This window comes from Pseudomonas sp. GM18 (assembly GCF_000282195.1).
Taxonomy (GTDB): domain Bacteria; phylum Pseudomonadota; class Gammaproteobacteria; order Pseudomonadales; family Pseudomonadaceae; genus Aquipseudomonas.
In genome coordinates this window covers 65,678-83,547 of sequence record NZ_AKJT01000062.1, presented here as the reverse complement: position 1 = coordinate 83,547, position 17,870 = coordinate 65,678, and the positions used below count along the sequence as shown (strand labels likewise).

Below are 17,870 nucleotides of genomic sequence, written 5' to 3'. Positions count from 1 at the left end.
AAATGATTCTGTGGCCGCTCGGGCCAGACGGCTAGCCGCCGCCGATGGCGTGCACCACTTCGACCGAGTCACCGTCGTTCAGCGTGGTTTCTGTGTGCTGGCTGCGCGGGACGATATCCAGATTGAGCTCGACCGCCACCCGGCGCCCGGTCAGTTCCAGACGGGTCAGCAGGGCCGCAACGGTTTCACCGTCGGGCAGTTCAAGGGATTCGCCGTTCAACTGAATGCGCATGCCGAATGCCGCCATCATTTTTAGGGGCTGGCATTCTAGCCCGATCAGTCAGGCCGACCCAAGCCATTCGTCACGAAATGGACCGCGTGGTCAGCTCAACCGCCAGGCGGCAAGCCCCAGGCACAACCAACCGACCAGGAACGCCAGACCGCCAAAGGGTGTGACGATCCCAAGCTTGCTGACGCCGGTCATCGTCAGCAGGTACAGGCTGCCGGAAAACAACAGAATGCCGATGGCAAACGACGCACCGGCCCAAGTAATCAGACGACCGGGAATCTGCGTGGCCAGCAGTGCCACACCCAGCAACGCGAGGGTATGCACCAGTTGATAAGTGACGCCCGTGTGGAAAATCGCCAAATACTCAGGCGTCAGGCGGTTTTTCAGGCCGTGGGCGGCGAATGCGCCCAAGGCAACGCCGGTGAAGCCGAAGAAAGCGGCCAGCATCAGAAAGCCACGCAGCATGAAGAACTCCAGTCAGACTCGATCAACAGGGTCTGTATAATGGCCGGCTCAACGGGTTCGGCCAAGCCATCTCTATGCTGCAGTTAATTTTCCGTCGTATCACAAAGGCCCTGCTCTGGTTCGCGGTCGGCAGCGTTTTGCTGGTTCTGTTGTTTCGGGTGGTGCCGCCACCGGGAACGGCATTGATGGTCGAGCGCAAGATCGAATCCTGGTTCGACGGCGAACCGATTGACTTACAACGCACCTGGAAACCCTGGGATGAAATCTCCGACGACCTGAAAGTCGCGGTGATTGCCGGTGAAGACCAGAAGTTTCCCGAGCATTGGGGCTTTGATTTCAGCGCGATTCAGGCGGCGTTTGCGCATAACGAGCGCGGCGGCTCGATTCGCGGCGCCAGCACTCTGAGCCAGCAAGTGTCGAAAAACCTGTTTCTGTGGTCTGGCCGTAGCTGGCTGCGTAAAGGCCTGGAAGCCTGGTTTACCGGGTTGATCGAAGTGTTCTGGCCCAAGCAGCGGATTCTTGAGGTGTACCTCAATAGTGCCGAGTGGGATGAAGGCGTGTTTGGCGCCGAAGCAGCGGCCCGGCATCACTTTGGCGTGGGCGCTGGTTCGCTGTCCCGACAGCAGGCAAGTTTGCTGGCGGCGGTACTGCCGAACCCGCGAGTGTGGAGCGCCAGCCATCCGACTTCTTACGTTGCAAGGCGGGCCGGGTGGATTCGCCAGCAGATGAATCAGTTGGGCGGGGACAGCTATCTGGTCGGCCTCAACGATTCACGCCGGGCGCCTTGGTCGCAATGACTTAATGCACCGCTCGCTCCTACAAGGGGTTCGGTTACCGCAAATATTGGGCACAAACAAAAACGCCCCGATCGAATGATCGGGGCGTTTTTTTATTGCCTTCGTGCGGGTTACGCGGCGATCGACAATTTGAGCTTGTTCATCGCGCTCTTCTCGAGCTGACGAATACGCTCGGCCGACACGTTGTACTTCAGCGCCAGGTCGTGCAGCGTGGCTTTTTCTTCTGCCAGCCAGCGCTGGTAGAGGATGTCGCGGCTGCGGTCGTCCAGCACTTCCAGCGCTTCGTGCAGGTTGTGGTTGGAGTTGTCGCTCCAGTCGGCGTCTTCCAGTTGACGGGCCGGATCGTACCGGTGGTCTTCCAGATAGTTGGCCGGCGACTGGAAGGCACTGTCGTCGTCCGCTTCCGCGGCCGGGTCGAAGGCCATGTCATGGCCGGTCAGGCGACTTTCCATCTCGCGGACTTCCCGCGGCTCGACGCCGAGGCTTTCCGCCACACGATGGACTTCCTCGTTGTTCAGCCAGGCCAGACGCTTCTTCTGGCTGCGCAGGTTGAAGAACAGCTTGCGCTGGGCCTTGGTGGTCGCGACTTTGACGATCCGCCAGTTGCGCAGGATGAACTCGTGGATTTCCGCCTTGATCCAGTGCACCGCAAAGGACACCAGGCGCACACCCATTTCCGGGTTGAACCGCTTGACCGCTTTCATCAGGCCGACGTTGCCTTCCTGGATCAGGTCAGCCTGGGCCAGGCCGTAGCCGGAATAGCTACGGGCAATGTGTACGACAAAACGCAGGTGGGCGAGCACCATCTGCCGAGCCGCCCCCAAATCCTGCTCATAATAGAGACTCTCGGCCAGTTCACGCTCCTGCTCCGGCGTCAGCAATGGAATGCTGTTCACCGTGTGCACATAGGCCTCCAGGTTCGCACCCGGGACCAGAGCATATGCAGGCTGCAAAGAATTGGTCATACGAAAAAACCTCCGACTTACATAACTCGTGCAGTTCAGCACTGCGAAAATTGACCGGAAACCGAAAAACAAGTTCCCATAAACGCTGAAAGGTCAATACGAGCAAAATGATATTACTTTGGCGCAAGCTCCCGCAGGTGGCGTGCGACTGCAATCCATGCACCGATATACCCCAACAGCACCGCGCCAAGCAAGAGCGACAGACCGTCGGCAACTGGCACTCCGGCCAGCGCAAAATCACTGCCGTACAAACCGGCCAGTCCAACCACCGCGTCGTTCAGCCAGTTCAGGCCGAACGCCAATACGCCCCAGGAAAGAATCCCCGCACCGAAGCCATAAAGCGCGCCCATATACAGAAAGGGCCTGCGCACATAACTGTCCGTGCCGCCGACGAGTTTAATCACTTCTATCTCTGTGCGGCGGTTTTCAATATGAAGACGAATGGTATTGCCTATCACCAAAAGTAATGCAGAAACCAAAAGCACGGTCAGACCGAAGACAAAACGGTCGCCCAGCTTGAGGATGGCCGCCAGACGCTCGACCCAGACTAGATCAAGTTGCGCCTGTTGTACCTTCGGCAATTCGGAAAGTTTTTGTCGTAATGCTTCAAGCGCGGGCTTGTCGACCTCTTTCGGAGTCACCAGGACCACGCCTGGCAGCGGGTTTTCCGGCAATTCCTTTAGCGCCTCACCGAGCCCGGACTGTTGCTGGAACTCTTCCAGCGCCTGATCGCGACCGACATATTCAGCATCGGCCACACCCGGTATGCCTTTGATCTGCTCACGCAACGACTCACCCTCGGCAGGGCTGGCCTCAAGTTGCAGGTACAGGGAAATCTGCGCCGCACGCTGCCAGGAACCGCCCAGACGCTCGACGTTATTCAGTAAAAGTGACAGACCCATCGGCAAGCTCAGGGCCACAGCCATCACCATACAGGTGAAAAAGCTGCCGATCGGGTGCTTGCCCAAGCGACGCAAGCTGTCCAGCAAACTGGCACGATGACTCTCGATCCAGGCGCGGAACAGCGTGGCGAAATCCGGGCCGTCGTCATCGTCGCGCTTTTTCTTCTGTTGCGGTTGCGGATCGGCGGCCTTCGGGGCCACGCGCTCGGAAACCTTGGGGCTACGTGTCGCACTCATACACCGGCCTCCCCGTCGCCGATCAATCGGCCACGCTGCAGGGTCAGCATGCGGTGACGCATGCGGGCAATCAGCGCCAGGTCGTGACTGGCGATCAGCACGCTGGTGCCCAAGCGGTTGATGTCTTCGAACACGCCCATGATTTCTGCCGCCAGACGCGGGTCGAGGTTACCAGTCGGTTCGTCCGCCAGCAGTAAGGCCGGGCGGTGAACGATGGCCCGGGCAATGCCGACGCGCTGTTGCTGACCGGTAGACAGGTCGCCAGGGTACAGATCGGTTTTGTCCGAGAGCGCCACGCGCTCCAGGGCCGAGTCCACGCGTTTGGCGACCTCGGCCTTAGACAGGCCAAGGATCTGCAACGGCAACGCGACGTTATTGAACACCGTGCGATCGAACAGCAACTGGTGGTTCTGGAACACCACGCCGATCTGCCGGCGCAGGAACGGAATCTGCGCGTTGCTGATGGTGCTCAGGTCTTGTCCGGCCAGCAGCAATTTGCCGGTGGTCGGACGTTCCATGGCCAGCAGCAGCCGCAACAAGGTGCTTTTACCGGCGCCGGAATGGCCGGTGACAAACAAGAATTCGCCCCGACGGACTCGAAAGCTCAGCTCATGCAAGCCGACGTGACCGTTCGGGTAGCGTTTACCGACCTGTTCGAAACGAATCATGAACGCTCCCGCTCGGCAAACAATGCCTGGACAAAGGGTTCCGCTTCAAAAGTACGCAAATCGTCGATGCCTTCACCGACGCCGATGTAACGGATCGGCAAGCCAAACTGCTTGGCCAGGGCGAAAATCACCCCGCCCTTGGCGGTGCCGTCGAGTTTGGTCAGCGCCAGGCCGGTCAATTCGACGGTCTGGTTGAATTGCTTGGCCTGGTTGATGGCGTTCTGGCCGGTACCGGCGTCGAGCACCAACAGCACCTCATGGGGCGCGTCGGCGTCGAGTTTGCCAATCACCCGGCGAACCTTCTTCAACTCTTCCATCAAATTGTCTTTGGTGTGCAGGCGACCGGCGGTGTCGGCGATCAGCACATCAATGCCACGGGCCTTGGCGGCCTGCACGGCGTCGAAGATCACCGAAGCCGAGTCGGCGCCGGTGTGCTGGGCGATCACCGGAATCTTGTTACGCTCACCCCATACCTGCAATTGCTCAACCGCTGCGGCGCGGAAGGTGTCACCGGCGGCGAGCATGACTTTCTTGCCCTCCAGTTGCAGCTTCTTCGCCAGCTTACCGATGGTGGTGGTTTTGCCGGCGCCGTTGACGCCGACCACCAGAATCACGAACGGCTTGTTCTGCGAGGTGATTTTCAGCGGCTGCTCGACCGGTTTGAGCATCGCTGCCAATTCGGCTTGCAGGGACTTGTACAGCGCATTGGCATCGGCCAGCTCCTTGCGGGCGACTTTCTGAGTCAGGCGCTGAATGATCACCGACGTCGCTTCGACGCCAACATCGGCGGTCAGCAAACGGGTTTCGATGTCTTCGAGCAGTTCGTCGTCAATGATTTTCTTGCCGAGGAACAGGCTGGCCATGCCCTCGCCAATGCTGGCGCTGGTCTTGGACAGGCCTTGCTTGAGACGGGCGAAGAAACCGGCTTTGGTCTCTTCGGTACGCACAGGCTCGACTGGAGCTTCGACGGGCGCAGCCGGTGTGGCGGCAACAGGAGCGATGACGGGTACTGGCGCAGGCGCTTGAGCAACCGGAGCAACCGGAGCAACAAATGCTGGCACTACAGGCTCTGGAACCACTGGAGCAGGTTCGGCCACGAACACGGGCGCAACGGCTGCCGGTTCAACCACTGGCGCCCGAACCGGCTCTGGAGCAAACGCAGTCGGGGCCGGAATCGGTGGTGTGATGTGCGGCGCTTGCTCATCTTCGACCAGGGCCACCGGTTCTTCCGCTACCGGCAATGTCAGCCACGGCGTGGCAACTGGCGTCAGCGGCAATGGGGCCGCGACTTCGGTTTCAGCTGCAAGCGCGGCCGCAGGTTGCAGCACCGGCTCGGCAATCGGCGCAGGCTTTTGCTCTATAACCGGTGACGGGGCTGGCTCAGAAAGTGGCTGTGGCTGTTCGACAACGGGTTCCTGCGGCTTTTTGCGCAGCCATCCGAACAGGCTTTTCTTCTCACCAGCCGCAGCTGGGGTCTTCTTGTCGTCGTTGGAACCAAACATGGAGGACGGCTATCTCACGGTAGCGACGCGCCAAAAGGCGCCTCGGCAAATAAATAATTCGATGCTGAACAGACTGCGATTCATCCAGCTTGTTCACGCGCAACATTTTGTCGAGGAGCCAACGGCACCTCAAAGGTCGACTAATACGAAGGACTGGAACGGCATCGTCGGCGAAAACGCAGAGTTTAGCTGACAAACTCAAAGCTTCTGCCGGTAACCCATACAACCTGCAAGCCGATCAAAGGCCTGATAGGCGTGGCCGCCAGTAAAACGGATCAGTATCCTAGCACCCTCTCGCCCGCCGACGCTAAGACCAAGCGGGCAGCCCAACAGGTTTAAAAACGAATGAATGCTCTAGCCCGCCGCGCTGCAGGCCTGCTGCTCAGCACAGTTTGTCTGCCCCTCTCGGCCCTGGCTGCCGATCCACAACCGACCCACGAATTCACCCTCGACAACGGCCTGAAGGTTGTCGTGCGTGAAGACCATCGTGCGCCGGTCGTCGTTTCCCAGATCTGGTACAAGGTCGGCTCCAGCTACGAGACCCCGGGCCAGACCGGGTTGTCCCACGCACTGGAACACATGATGTTCAAGGGCAGCGAGAAAGTCGGCCCCGGCGAAGCCTCGCTGATCCTGCGCGACCTCGGTGCCGAAGAGAACGCCTTCACCAGCGACGACTTCACCGCGTATTACCAGGTGCTGGCCCGCGACCGTCTGGGCGTGGCCTTCGAACTGGAAGCCGACCGCATGGCCAACCTGCGCCTGCCGGCCGACGAGTTCACCCGCGAAATCGAGGTGATCAAAGAAGAACGGCGCCTGCGCACCGACGACAAGCCGATGTCCAAGGCCTACGAACGTTTCATGGCCATGGCCTACCCCGCCAGCGGCTATCACACGCCGACCATCGGCTGGATGGCCGACCTCGATCGCATGAAGGTCGAAGAACTGCGCCACTGGTACCAGTCCTGGTATGTGCCGAACAACGCCACTCTAGTGGTGGTCGGCGATGTAACCCCGGACGAAGTCAAAACCCTGGCCCAGCGTTACTTCGGCCCGATCGCCAAGCGCGACGTGCCACCGGCGAAAATCCCGTTGGAGCTGGCTGAGCCCGGCGAACGCAAGATCACCCTGCATGTGCAGACCCAATTGCCGAGCCTGATGCTGGCCTTCAACGTGCCGAGCATTGCCACCGCCGAAGACAAACGCTCGGTGAATGCCCTGCGCTTGATTTCCGCCCTGCTCGACGGCGGCTACAGCGGCCGCATCCCGACGCAACTGGAACGCGGCGAAGAACTGGTGTCCGGCGGTTCGTCGAGCTACGACGCCTACACCCGTGGTGATAGCCTGTTCACATTGTCGGCCTCGCCGAACACCCAGAAGAAGAAAACCATGGCCCAGGCTGAAGCCGGCCTGTGGAAACTGCTCGAACAGCTGAAAACCACCGCGCCGTCCACTGAAGAACTGGAGCGGGTGCGAGCGCAGGTCATTGCCGGCCTGGTCTTTGAGCGTGACTCGATCACCAGCCAGGCCACCGCCATCGGCCAACTGGAAACCGTCGGCCTGTCCTGGAAACTGATGGACACCGAACTCGCCGACCTGGAAAGCGTGACCCCGCAAGACATCCAGAAGGCCGCCAAGCTGTATTTCACCCGCGAACGTCTCAGCGTCGCCCATGTACTGCCACAGGAGACGACTCATGAGTGAGCGTAAAAAGTCGCGTCTGGCCCTGATCGGCCTGATCGCTGTCGCATTGATCGGGTCTGCCGCCTTCTATCTGTCAAAACCCGGCGAGTCCAACGCCAGCGAAGCCCTCGACAAGGCCAAGTCCAGCCAGAAGCTGCAATCGCTGGCCGAACTCGACGGCAAGGCTCCAAGCCATCGCTCGCTGAACGTGCAGACCTGGAACACCGCCGAAGGCGCCAAGGTGCTGTTCGTCGAAGCCCGCGAACTGCCGATGTTCGACATGCGCCTGATCTTCGCCGCCGGCAGCAGCCAGGACGGCGATGCACCCGGCCTGGCACTGCTGACCAACGCCATGCTCAACGAAGGGGTGGCCGGCAAAGATGTCGGTGCCATCGCTCAGGGCTTCGAAGGATTGGGCGCCGACTTCAGCAACGGCGCGTACAAAGACATGGCGCTTGCCTCCTTGCGCAGCCTGAGTGCCGTGGACAAACGTACGCCTGCCTTGAAGCTGTTCGCTGAAGTCGTCGGCAAGCCAACCTTCCCCGCCGACTCGTTTGCGCGCATCAAGAACCAGATGCTGGCCGGCTTCGAATACCAGAAACAGAACCCCGGCAAACTCGCCAGCATCGAGCTGATGAACCGCTTGTATGGCGCTCACCCATACGCGCATTCCAGCGACGGCACGGCGAAGAGCATTCCACCGATCACTCTGGCGCAGTTGCGAGCCTTCCATCAGAAAGCCTACGCCGCCGGCAATGTGGTGATTGCGCTGGTAGGCGACCTGTCGCGCGCCGATGCCGAGGCGGTTGCCGCCCAAGTGTCCGCCGACCTGCCTAAAGGCCCGGCCCTGGCGAAAGTCGAACAGCCGACCGACCCCAAGCCCAGCATCGGCCACATCGAGTTTCCGTCCAAGCAGACCAACCTGATGATCGCGCAACTGGGTATCGACCGTGACGATCCGGATTACGCGGCGCTGTCCATGGGCAACCAGATTCTTGGCGGCGGAGGCTTCGGCACCCGGCTGATGAGCGAAGTGCGTGAGAAGCGTGGCTTGGCTTACGGCGTGTATTCGGGTTTCAGCCCGATGCAGGTTCGCGGCCCGTTCATGATCAACCTGCAAACCCGCGCCGAAATGAGCGAAGGCACCCTGAAACTGGTGCAGGATGTGCTCGCCGACTACCTTAAGACCGGCCCTACCGAGAAAGAACTCGACGACGCCAAGCGTGAACTGGCTGGCAGCTTCCCGTTGTCCACCGCCAGCAACGCCGATATCGTCGGTCAGCTCGGCGCCATGGGCTTTTACAACTTGCCGCTGAGTTACCTGGAAGACTTCATGCAACAGTCCCAGAGCCTGACCGTCGAGCAAGTCAAAGCCGCACTGAACAAACACCTGAGCACGGACAAACTGGTCATCGTCAGCGCTGGCCCGACCGTGCTACAAAAGCCGTTACCGGCCCCTACTGACAAACCCGCCGAGCAACCGCTCGGGGTTCCGGAGCATTAATGGCCAGCCCATCCCGTCCAAAGAAACCCATTCACAACGTGCACAACGGCGTGAACCAACTGCGCATCATCGGTGGCGAATGGCGCAGCCGAAAGCTCAGTTTCCCGGATGCTCCCGGCCTGCGCCCGACTCCGGACCGGGTGCGTGAAACCCTGTTCAACTGGCTCGCGCCTTACGTCGCCGGGGCCAAGGTGCTCGATCCGTTTGCCGGCAGCGGCGCGCTGTTTCTGGAAGCCTTGTCCCGTGGCGCGGCCATGGGCCAGGCGCTGGACGCCAGCAACGTCGCGGTGTCCAGTCTGAAAGAGCATCTGGGCACCCTGCGCTGCACCAACGGTCAGGTACAGACTGCCGACGCCTTGCGCTATCTGGAAACCCAACCGGCCACGGCGTTCGACCTGGTATTCCTCGACCCGCCGTTCAATCAGAATCTTTTGCCAGTCGTTTGCACCCTGCTCGAAGAGCGTCATTGGCTGGCCGACGATGCGTGGGTCTACACTGAAAGCGAAACAGCACCGTCGATACTTGGTTTGCCGGGAAACTGGCGCCTGCATCGGGAGCAGAAATCCGGACGGGTGTATTACGCGTTGTGGCAACGTATGGCAGGGATCGCCGGCTAGTCCGGCCTGAGAAAACGGTGCGAAGCTCAGTCAGCTAACGCTGCGGGTAAGCGCCGCAGCATCGAGAGCAATCGTGTCCCATCTGCCAGAACGTTTCACCCCCGCCTTCACGCCCGCCTACGGCCTGGGTAATCCGCATCTACAAACCTTGTGGGGACCGCTATGGCGCAAAACCACACATATCGAGCGTGAGCGCGAGCGATTGTGGCTTGAAGATGGCGATTTCCTTGACCTGGACTGGCACGCCCCCCACAGCGCGAATGCACCGTTGGTGCTGGTATTGCACGGCCTGACCGGCTCGTCGAATTCGCCTTATGTGGCCGGGATGCAGAAGGCGCTGAGCACCCAGGGTTGGGCCAGCGTCGCGCTGAACTGGCGAGGTTGCTCCGGCGAGCCCAATCTGTTGCCGCGCAGCTACCATTCCGGGGCCAGTGAAGATTTGGCCGAAACCATCAAACACCTGCGCACCCAACGCCCCCTCGCGCCGCTGTATGCGGTCGGTTATTCCATGGGTGGTAACGTGTTGCTCAAGCATCTGGGTGAAACCGGCAGCAACAGCGGTGTACTCGGCGCGGTGGCAGTGTCGGTGCCGTTTCGCCTCGATCACTGCGCCGATCGTATCAGCCAGGGGTTTTCCCAGTTCTATCAAGCGCATTTCATGCGAGAGATGGTCGCCTACATCAAGAACAAACAGCGCAGATTCCAGCATGAGGGGCATGAGGATGGCCTGGCGGCATTGGAGGCGCTGGGCTCTTTGGAGAACTTGCGCACCTTCTGGGATTTCGACGGCCGGGTCACTGCACCGCTCAATGGTTTCGCCGATGCCGCGGATTACTATCGTCGCGCTTCGAGTCGTTATTTCCTTGGAGAGATTCGCACACCGACCCTGATTATCCAGGCGGCTGACGACCCGTTTGTGTTTCCGCATAGCCTGCCGCAAGCCGACGAATTGTCCGCCAGCACTCAATTCGAGCTGCAGGCCAAGGGCGGGCATGTGGGTTTCGTCGAGGGCTCGTTCAGGCAACCGGGTTACTACCTGGAACGGCGCATTCCCCAATGGCTGGCCGCCACAGGGCGCAAGTAAACAGTGGAAGTCGATCAGGGCGAGTCGATCCACTTCTGGCAAACGGCACCACTGGCCGGGGTCGAGTTGTTGTCTGCGCGCTACATCGAGCACCGTTTCGCCCCTCATGTGCATGACGGCTATGTGATCGGCATGATCATGGCCGGCGCCCAGCGTTATCGCTATCGCGGTGCCGAGCATCTGGCGGGCAGCGGCACTCTGGTGCTGATCAACCCGGACGAACTGCACACCGGCCACAAAGGTACGGAAGACGGTTGGTTGTACCGGGCGTTTTATCCCGACAGCGGGCAAATTCTCTCGCTGCTGGAAGAGCTTGAACTGCCGAGCGACACCTTGCCGGCGTTTGGCGCCACGCTGTACCGCGACCCGGATCTGGTGAGGGGGTTCTGCCAACTGCATCGACTGCTGGAAAGTCCGTCCACGGCCCTGCAGCAGCAAACGGTCTGGCGGGAAATGATGCTGTCGTTGTTGCAACGCCACGCAGCCGTCCCGATCGCCGGCAAACCCGGCAAGGAACACCGGGCGGTGACTCTGGCCAAAGAACGGCTGCAATCGCAATTGGCGGCGCCGCCCTCGCTGGAAGAACTGGCAGCGACGGTGAACCTGTCCCCCTTCCACTTCGCCCGGGTGTTCCGCCGCGCCACCGGCATGCCGCCGCACGCCTGGTTGATGCAGCAGCGCATCGCTCGGGCACGGGCGTTGTTACAGGGCGGTTGCCTGCCGCTGGAAGTCGCCACGCAACTGGGTTTTGCCGACCAGAGCCATCTGAGTCGGCAATTCAAGCAGGTTTACGGCGTAGGACCGGGGGCGTATCGCAGCGCGCGACTGGAGTAACCGTGTGCCAATCTTTATTCGCCGGTGGCGACGCCTCGCGCGGGATCGTTGATCCACTCGCTCCACGAACCGGCATACAACGCCCCCAACGGGTAACCCGCCAGACACAGGGCGAACAGGTTGTGGCAAGCCGTCACACCGGAACCGCAATACGCGACCAGCTCCGTCGGTTTACGACTACCGAGCTTCGCGGCAAACCGCTGCTTGAGCTGATCGGCCGGCAGGAAGCGCCCGTCGCTGCCCAGGTTTTCGGTGAACGCGGCACATTGCGCGCCGGGAATGTGCCCGGCAATCGGATCGATCGGCTCCACTTCGCCCTTGAAGCGCGGCAAGGCGCGGGCGTCGAGCAAGGTCAACGCGGGCTGGCCGAGACGTTGCTGGAGCCGTTCGGCGCTGAGCACCAGCGAAGCATCCGGCGTCCCGGTGAAGGTGCCGCGGGTGATCGACGGCGGATCAAGACTCAGGGGTAATCCGGCGGCGTGCCAGGCTTTTAGCCCGCCATCGAGAATAAACACACCGTCGCGCTTGCCCAGCCAGGCCAGCAACCACCAGGCCCGCGCCGCGTAGGCACCGGGACCGTCATCGTACAAAACCACTTCACTGTCGGCATTGATGCCCCAGGCTTGCAGGCGCTCGATCAGCTTTTCGGGTTCAGGCAACGGATGACGCCCGGTAACCCCCTTGACCACCGCCCCGCTCAGATCACGCTCAAGATCGGCAAAGCTCGACCCGGCAATATGCCCTTCGGCATAACTGCGCTGACCGTAATCCGGGTCTTCCAGGGCAAAACGACAATCCAGAATCACCAGCCCCGGGGTCTCCTTTTTCAGGTCCAACACTTGCGGGCTGATCAGTTGCGCAATGGGCATAACGGGCTCCTGTGATGTTGTCAGTCTTGAATCCTAATGCACTTCTTCCAGCGCCTGGGCCAGTGGCACGTAAAATTCGTCGAACAGCGCATATACCGCGTCGCGCGATTGATCGGTGACGAACCCGGCCTCAAGCACCAACACCTGATACACGCCGCGCTTAATGGCCTGTTCGCTCAAGTGGTTGGAGTTTTCCCGCGTGGTGCACAGAAACCGCACCCACGACGTGAGGATGATCCAGGCGTTGAGGGTCAGGGATTCGATCTGAACCTTATCCATGTTCAGGATGCCAGCCGCGACGAACCCTTCGTAAATGGCGGTGCCCTGGATCAGGCAGCGCTGGGAAAAGCGCCGGTAACGAGCGGCCAGCTCGGGATCGCTGTCGAGCAAGTGCTCGAGGTCGCGATGCAAAAACCGGTAGCGCCACATGGCGGCGAGCAACTCCTTGAGGTAGAAGCGCTTGTCTTCGACCGTCGCGGCGCGGCCCTGGGGCGGGCGCAGGAAGCTGTCCACCAGGCTTTCGTACTCACTGAACAGCACAGCGATGATCGCCTGCTTGTTGGGGAAGTGGTAGTACAGGTTGCCCGGAGAAATCTCCATGTGGGCAGCAATGTGGTTGGTGCTGATGCTGCGCTCGCCCTGCTGATTGAACAGCTCCAGGCTGTTCTGCACGATGCGCTCGCTGGTTTTGATCCGAGGGGCCATGGCTTGAGCTTTAATTCAGAGTGCGGTGACGGGCATCTTACGACCTATCCGGGAGTGGATAAAACAAAGCTGCGTCAGGATGTCATTTGACTTTCTAGAGCATAGACTCTAAAAATCCCCTCATTACAATAAATCCGGAGCCGACCATGCCTGCTGACATCGCCTACCTGAAGAACCTGCAGCAGCCTCTGGACGAGCTCCAAACCCTGTTCGATGCTCAACGCGCCGCGTATGCAGGCAACCCAATGCCGCCTGCGGCTCAGCGCCAACAATGGCTAAAGGCGTTGCGGGACCTGTTGAGCAATGAGCGTCAGGCCTTGGTCGACGCCATCAGCCAGGATTTCAGCCACCGCAGCGCCGACGAAACCCTGCTCGCCGAATTGATGCCCAGCCTGCACGGCATTCACTACGCCAGCCAGCACCTCAAAGGCTGGATGAAAGCCTCACGGCGCAAAGTCGGCATCGCCTTTCAACCCGCGTCGGCCAAAGTCGTTTATCAGCCATTGGGCGTGGTCGGGGTGATCGTGCCGTGGAACTACCCGCTTTACCTGGCCATCGGGCCGCTGGTGGGTGCGTTGTCGGCGGGTAACCGGGTAATGCTCAAACTCAGCGAATCGACCCCCGCCACCGGTTTGCTGCTCAAGGAATTGCTGGGGCGGATATTCCCTCAAGACCTGGTCTGCGTGGTGCTCGGCGAGGCCGATATCGGCGTGGCGTTCTCCCGGCTGCGCTTCGATCACCTGCTGTTCACCGGCGCCACCAGCATTGGCAAACACGTGATGCGCGCCGCCGCCGAGAACCTGACCCCGGTGACCCTCGAACTGGGCGGCAAGTCCCCGGCCATCGTTTCCCGCGACGTGCCGCTCAAGGACGCCGCCGAACGCATCGCTTTCGGCAAGACCCTCAACGCCGGACAAACCTGTGTTGCCCCGGACTACGTGCTGGTGCCGGAAGACCGCGTCGGCTCTTTCGTCGAAGCCTATCGCCAGGCCATTCGCGGGTTTTATCCGACCCTGGCCGACAATCCGGACTACACCGCCATCATCAATGAGCGACAACTGGCACGGCTCAACGGCTACCTCAGCGACGCCACCAGCAAGGGCGCGTTGCTGATTCCGCTGTTCGATCAGGGCCAGGGCCGGCGCATGGGTCATAGCCTGCTGCTCAACGTCAGCGACGACATGACGGTGATGCAGGACGAAATTTTCGGCCCGCTGTTGCCGATCGTCCCCTACAAGGATCTCGATGCAGCGTTTGCCTACATCAACCAACGGCCTCGTCCGCTGGCGCTGTATTACTTCGGCTACGACAAGCGCGAGCAAAACCGCGTTCTCCACGAAACCCATTCCGGCGGCGTATGCCTCAATGACACCTTGCTGCACGTAGCCCAGGACGACATGCCGTTCGGCGGCATCGGCGCCTCGGGCATGGGCCACTACCACGGCCATGAGGGTTTCCTGACCTTCAGCAAGGCCAAGGGCGTGCTGATCAAACAGCGTTTCAATGCGGCGAAGCTGATCTATCCGCCGTACGGCAAATCCATTCAGAAATTGATCCAGAGGCTGTTTATCCGCTAACGATCAACACCGCCGGGTAATAACAATAATGAGCCCAAGCCTGTCCGATACACCTGCGCTGTCACGGCGCGGCCTGCTTAAATTCAGCCTGGGCGCCAGCGCCTTTCTGGCCACGGCCGGATTAGGCGCGAGCCTCAGCGGCTGCTCGTCGAGCACGGCGGCCAGCGGCTTCGCGATTCTGCGCAGCGGTGATCTGCTGTTTTTGCGGGCACTGATCCCGGTGATGCTCGACGGTGCCGTGGCCGTCGAGAAAATGCCGGCCGCCGTCGAAGGCACCCTCCAAAGCCTGGATTACAGCCTCAATCACCTGTCGCCAGAAATGCTCAAACTGACCCGGCAACTGTTCGATGTGCTGGGGATGAGCATCACCCGCGGCCCACTGACCGGGATCTGGGGCAGTTGGGAAAATGCCAGCAGCGAAGCCATCCGACACTTTCTCGACCGTTGGGAAAACAGCTCGTTGAGCCTGCTGCGCATGGGTCATAGCTCGTTGCTGCAATTGGTGATGATGGCGTGGTACAGCCGGGCGGAGTCTTGGGTGCATTGCGGGTATCCGGGGCCGCCCACCGTTTGAGACCGCAGCACCCGCGAAGGCGCCAGCCGCTTCACCATCGCACCCAAAACATAACAACAAGAGAACCTGACGATGCCCGTACCCGATCCGTTCCGCGAAGGCTTGGCCCGTGGCTGGAAAACCTACAACGGCGCCCAACTGACCCAGGACCTGACCCTCGAAGCGGATGTGGCGATCATCGGCAGCGGTGCCGGCGGCGGGACCAGCGCCGAAATCCTCAGCGCCGCCGGCTACAAGGTGTTGCTGATTGAAGAAGGCCCGCTCAAGACCAGCAGCGACTTCAAGATGCTCGAGGATCAGGCCTACACCAGCCTCTATCAGGAAGGCATCGGGCGCATGAGCAAGGACGGTGCGATCACCATCCTCCAGGGCCGGGCGGTGGGCGGTACCACGCTGATCAACTGGACCTCGAGCTTTCGCACCCCGGATCCGACGCTCGAACACTGGGCCAAAGAGCACGACGTCATAGGCCACACCCCGGCCGAGATGGCGCCCTGGTTCGAGAAAATGGAACAACGCCTGGGCGTCGCCCCGTGGCGGGTGCCGCCCAACGCCAACAACGACGTCATCCGCAAAGGCTGCGAAAAACTCGGCTACGCCTGGCATGTAATCCCGCGCAACGTGCGCGGCTGCTGGAACATCGGCTACTGCGGAATGGGTTGCCCGACCAACGCCAAGCAATCGATGCTGGTCACGACCATCCCCGCGACCCTGGAAAAAGGTGGCGAGCTGCTCTATCTGGCCCGCGCTGAAAAGCTGTCGATCAAGGACGGCAAGGTCACGGGCCTGCACTGCGTGGTGATGGATGAGCGTTGCGTTGCCCCTACCGGTCGCACGATCACGGTCAAGGCGCGGCATTACGTGCTGGCCGGCGGCGGGATCAACAGCCCGGCGCTGCTGTTGCGCTCAGAGGCGCCGGATCCGCATGAGCGACTGGGAAAACGGACGTTCCTGCATTTGGTCAACATGTCTGCAGGATTGTTCGACGAGGTGATCAACCCGTTCTACGGCGCGCCGCAGTCGATTTATTCCGACCATTTCCAGTGGCAGGACGGCATCACCGGCAAGATGTCCTACAAATTGGAGGTCCCACCGCTGCACCCGGCGCTGGCCACCACCCTGCTCGGGGGCTTCGGCACGGAAAACGCCCGGCACATGGAAAACCTGCCGCATACCCACGCCATGCTGGCGTTGCTGCGAGACGGTTTTCACCCGGACAGCCCCGGCGGCAGTGTCGAATTGCGCAGTGACGGCACGCCGGTGCTCGACTATCAGGTCTCACCGTATGCCTGGGATGGGTTGCGCCGGGCGTTCCATAGCATGGCCGAGATCCAGTTCGCCGGTGGCGCCAACGCTGTGATGCCGATGCATGCCGACGCCCGTTACGTGAAAACCCTCGCCGAAGCGCGTGCCTTGATCGATGGATTGAGCCTTGAGTTGTATCGCACGCGCCTGGGCAGTGCTCATGTGATGGGCGGTTGTGCCATGGGTGAAGACCCGAAAAACGCCGTGACCGACAGCCTCGGCCGACATCACCAACTGCGCAATCTGTCGATTCACGACGGCTCGCTATTCCCCACCAGCATTGGTGCAAACCCACAATTGTCGGTCTACGGACTGACGGCACAACTGGCGAATTCACTGGCCGAGCGTTTGAAAAACCCATGAAAACGCGGAATATTCCCATCGTCTATAGTGCTTTCTTACCCAACAGGCGACTTGGCCGACCGGGAAGGCTGCGATACCATCCGACTCCCCAACGGACTCCCGCCAGGACGACGCGATGAACCGAGTGTTGTACCCAGGTACCTTCGACCCTATTACCAAGGGCCATGGCGATCTGGTCGAACGCGCCTCGCGCCTGTTCGATCACGTGATCATCGCCGTCGCCGCCAGCCCGAAGAAAAACCCGCTGTTTCCCTTGGAACAACGTGTGGAGCTGGCCCGCGAGGTCACCAAACATTTGCCGAACGTTGAAGTCGTCGGCTTCTCGACGCTGCTCGCGCATTTTGCCAAAGAGCAGAACGCCAATGTGTTCCTGCGTGGTTTGCGCGCGGTGTCGGACTTCGAATACGAATTCCAGCTGGCCAACATGAACCGCCAACTGGCACCGGATGTGGAAAGCCTGTTTCTTACCCCGTCCGAACGTTATTCGTTCATTTCCTCGACACTGGTCCGTGAAATCGCCGCCCTGGGCGGCGATATCACCAAGTTTGTCCACCCGGTGGTGGCTGACGCCCTCACCGAACGCTTCAAAAAGTAGGCGCTGCCGAAGGCTGCGATCTGCTGCACTTGATCGCGCCCGCGTGCACTGCGGGCGCCAATGCGGCACAATTGTGCGCATTGGTTTATTGCGCCAGGGCCTGCCGCCCCGGCTGGAGTTAGCATGTCCCTGATCATCACCGACGATTGCATCAACTGCGACGTCTGCGAACCCGAGTGCCCGAACGCCGCCATTTCCCAGGGCGAAGAGATCTACGTGATCGACCCGAATCTGTGCACGCAATGTGTCGGCCACTACGACGAACCGCAGTGCCAGCAGGTCTGCCCCGTGGATTGCATTCCGCTGGACGAAGCCCATCCGGAAACTGAAGAACAGTTGATGGAGAAGTACCGGAAGATTACCGGTAAGGCTTGAAAGCCTGAAAAGATCGTCCGAAC

General features: G+C 60.7%; 19 protein-coding genes. 11 read left to right on the top strand and 8 right to left on the bottom strand.

Translation table 11 applies throughout. The features are described from left to right. Window positions 1–31: 31 nt before the first annotated feature. Together thiS and PMI21_RS11475 are read right to left on the bottom strand one after the other, a co-directional pair. On the bottom strand, window positions 32–232 hold the full coding sequence (gene thiS, locus PMI21_RS11470; RefSeq protein ID WP_007939341.1) for a sulfur carrier protein ThiS: 201 nt from the start codon (window positions 230–232) through the stop codon (window positions 32–34). A 90-nt stretch (window positions 233–322) separates the two neighbouring features. Next, window positions 323–694 (bottom strand): DUF423 domain-containing protein, encoded by a 372-nt coding sequence (locus tag PMI21_RS11475; protein WP_007939340.1) that lies wholly within the window; start codon window positions 692–694, stop codon window positions 323–325. A 74-nt stretch (window positions 695–768) separates the two neighbouring features. Between PMI21_RS11475 and mtgA the strand changes: the two genes are divergently transcribed. Next, window positions 769–1,491 carry a monofunctional biosynthetic peptidoglycan transglycosylase gene (gene mtgA, locus PMI21_RS11480; RefSeq protein WP_007939339.1) on the top strand — a complete coding sequence of 241 codons (723 nt, stop codon included), beginning with the start codon at window positions 769–771 and terminating at the stop codon, window positions 1,489–1,491. Between the two features lie 110 nt (window positions 1,492–1,601). Here mtgA and rpoH read toward each other — a convergent pair whose 3' ends face one another. The 4 genes from rpoH to ftsY all read right to left on the bottom strand — a co-directional run bounded on the left by rpoH (window position 1,602) and on the right by ftsY (window position 5,765). After that, window positions 1,602–2,456 carry an RNA polymerase sigma factor RpoH gene (gene rpoH / locus PMI21_RS11485; RefSeq protein WP_007939338.1) on the bottom strand — a complete coding sequence of 285 codons (855 nt, stop codon included), beginning with the start codon at window positions 2,454–2,456 and terminating at the stop codon, window positions 1,602–1,604. 113 nt (window positions 2,457–2,569) lie between these two features. After that, window positions 2,570–3,595 carry a permease-like cell division protein FtsX gene (ftsX, locus tag PMI21_RS11490; protein ID WP_007939337.1) on the bottom strand — a complete coding sequence of 342 codons (1,026 nt, stop codon included), beginning with the start codon at window positions 3,593–3,595 and terminating at the stop codon, window positions 2,570–2,572. Continuing rightward, window positions 3,592–4,263, bottom strand: coding sequence for a cell division ATP-binding protein FtsE (gene ftsE / locus PMI21_RS11495; protein ID WP_007897888.1), 672 nt, complete (start codon window positions 4,261–4,263; stop codon window positions 3,592–3,594). Before ftsE ends, ftsX begins: the two co-directional genes overlap by 4 nt. After that, entirely contained in the window at window positions 4,260–5,765 is a 1,506-nt protein-coding gene (gene ftsY, locus PMI21_RS11500) for a signal recognition particle-docking protein FtsY (protein WP_007939335.1), read from the bottom strand. Before ftsY ends, ftsE begins: the two co-directional genes overlap by 4 nt. 345 nt (window positions 5,766–6,110) lie before the next feature. Here ftsY and PMI21_RS11505 point away from each other — a divergent pair, with 345 nt between their 5' ends. The 5 genes from PMI21_RS11505 to PMI21_RS11525 all read left to right on the top strand — a co-directional run bounded on the left by PMI21_RS11505 (window position 6,111) and on the right by PMI21_RS11525 (window position 11,484). Next, window positions 6,111–7,466 (top strand): M16 family metallopeptidase, encoded by a 1,356-nt coding sequence (locus tag PMI21_RS11505; protein ID WP_007939332.1) that lies wholly within the window; start codon window positions 6,111–6,113, stop codon window positions 7,464–7,466. Next, window positions 7,459–8,949, top strand: coding sequence for a M16 family metallopeptidase (locus tag PMI21_RS11510; RefSeq protein ID WP_007939331.1), 1,491 nt, complete (start codon window positions 7,459–7,461; stop codon window positions 8,947–8,949). Before PMI21_RS11505 ends, PMI21_RS11510 begins: the two co-directional genes overlap by 8 nt. After that, entirely contained in the window at window positions 8,949–9,566 is a 618-nt protein-coding gene (gene rsmD, locus PMI21_RS11515) for a 16S rRNA (guanine(966)-N(2))-methyltransferase RsmD (RefSeq protein ID WP_007939330.1), read from the top strand. Before PMI21_RS11510 ends, rsmD begins: the two co-directional genes overlap by 1 nt. A 73-nt stretch (window positions 9,567–9,639) precedes the next feature. Then, window positions 9,640–10,650 carry a hydrolase gene (locus PMI21_RS11520; RefSeq protein WP_007939329.1) on the top strand — a complete coding sequence of 337 codons (1,011 nt, stop codon included), beginning with the start codon at window positions 9,640–9,642 and terminating at the stop codon, window positions 10,648–10,650. Between the two features lie 3 nt (window positions 10,651–10,653). Then, window positions 10,654–11,484: an AraC family transcriptional regulator gene (locus PMI21_RS11525; protein ID WP_007939328.1), complete on the top strand. Its 831-nt coding sequence runs from the start codon at window positions 10,654–10,656 to the stop codon at window positions 11,482–11,484. 14 nt (window positions 11,485–11,498) lie between these two features. Here PMI21_RS11525 and PMI21_RS11530 read toward each other — a convergent pair whose 3' ends face one another. Together PMI21_RS11530 and PMI21_RS11535 are read right to left on the bottom strand one after the other, a co-directional pair. Next, entirely contained in the window at window positions 11,499–12,353 is an 855-nt protein-coding gene (locus tag PMI21_RS11530) for a sulfurtransferase (RefSeq protein ID WP_007939327.1), read from the bottom strand. A 33-nt stretch (window positions 12,354–12,386) separates the two neighbouring features. Continuing rightward, entirely contained in the window at window positions 12,387–13,058 is a 672-nt protein-coding gene (locus tag PMI21_RS11535) for a TetR/AcrR family transcriptional regulator (protein ID WP_007939326.1), read from the bottom strand. 146 nt (window positions 13,059–13,204) lie between these two features. Between PMI21_RS11535 and PMI21_RS11540 the strand changes: the two genes are divergently transcribed. From PMI21_RS11540 to PMI21_RS11560, 5 genes are all read left to right on the top strand, one after another. After that, on the top strand, window positions 13,205–14,635 hold the full coding sequence (locus PMI21_RS11540) for a coniferyl aldehyde dehydrogenase (RefSeq protein WP_007939325.1): 1,431 nt from the start codon (window positions 13,205–13,207) through the stop codon (window positions 14,633–14,635). Window positions 14,636–14,663: 28 nt separating this feature from the next. Further along, the gene (locus PMI21_RS11545) at window positions 14,664–15,209 is read left to right on the top strand and encodes a hypothetical protein (protein WP_007939324.1); all 546 of its coding nucleotides are present in this window, start codon (window positions 14,664–14,666) and stop codon (window positions 15,207–15,209) included. A 72-nt stretch (window positions 15,210–15,281) separates the two neighbouring features. Continuing rightward, entirely contained in the window at window positions 15,282–16,877 is a 1,596-nt protein-coding gene (locus PMI21_RS11550; protein WP_007939323.1) for a GMC family oxidoreductase, read from the top strand. A gap of 115 nt (window positions 16,878–16,992) precedes the next feature. Further along, window positions 16,993–17,472 carry a pantetheine-phosphate adenylyltransferase gene (gene coaD, locus PMI21_RS11555; protein WP_007939322.1) on the top strand — a complete coding sequence of 160 codons (480 nt, stop codon included), beginning with the start codon at window positions 16,993–16,995 and terminating at the stop codon, window positions 17,470–17,472. Between the two features lie 123 nt (window positions 17,473–17,595). Further along, window positions 17,596–17,847 carry a YfhL family 4Fe-4S dicluster ferredoxin gene (locus tag PMI21_RS11560; RefSeq protein WP_003195146.1) on the top strand — a complete coding sequence of 84 codons (252 nt, stop codon included), beginning with the start codon at window positions 17,596–17,598 and terminating at the stop codon, window positions 17,845–17,847. Window positions 17,848–17,870 lie beyond the last annotated feature (23 nt).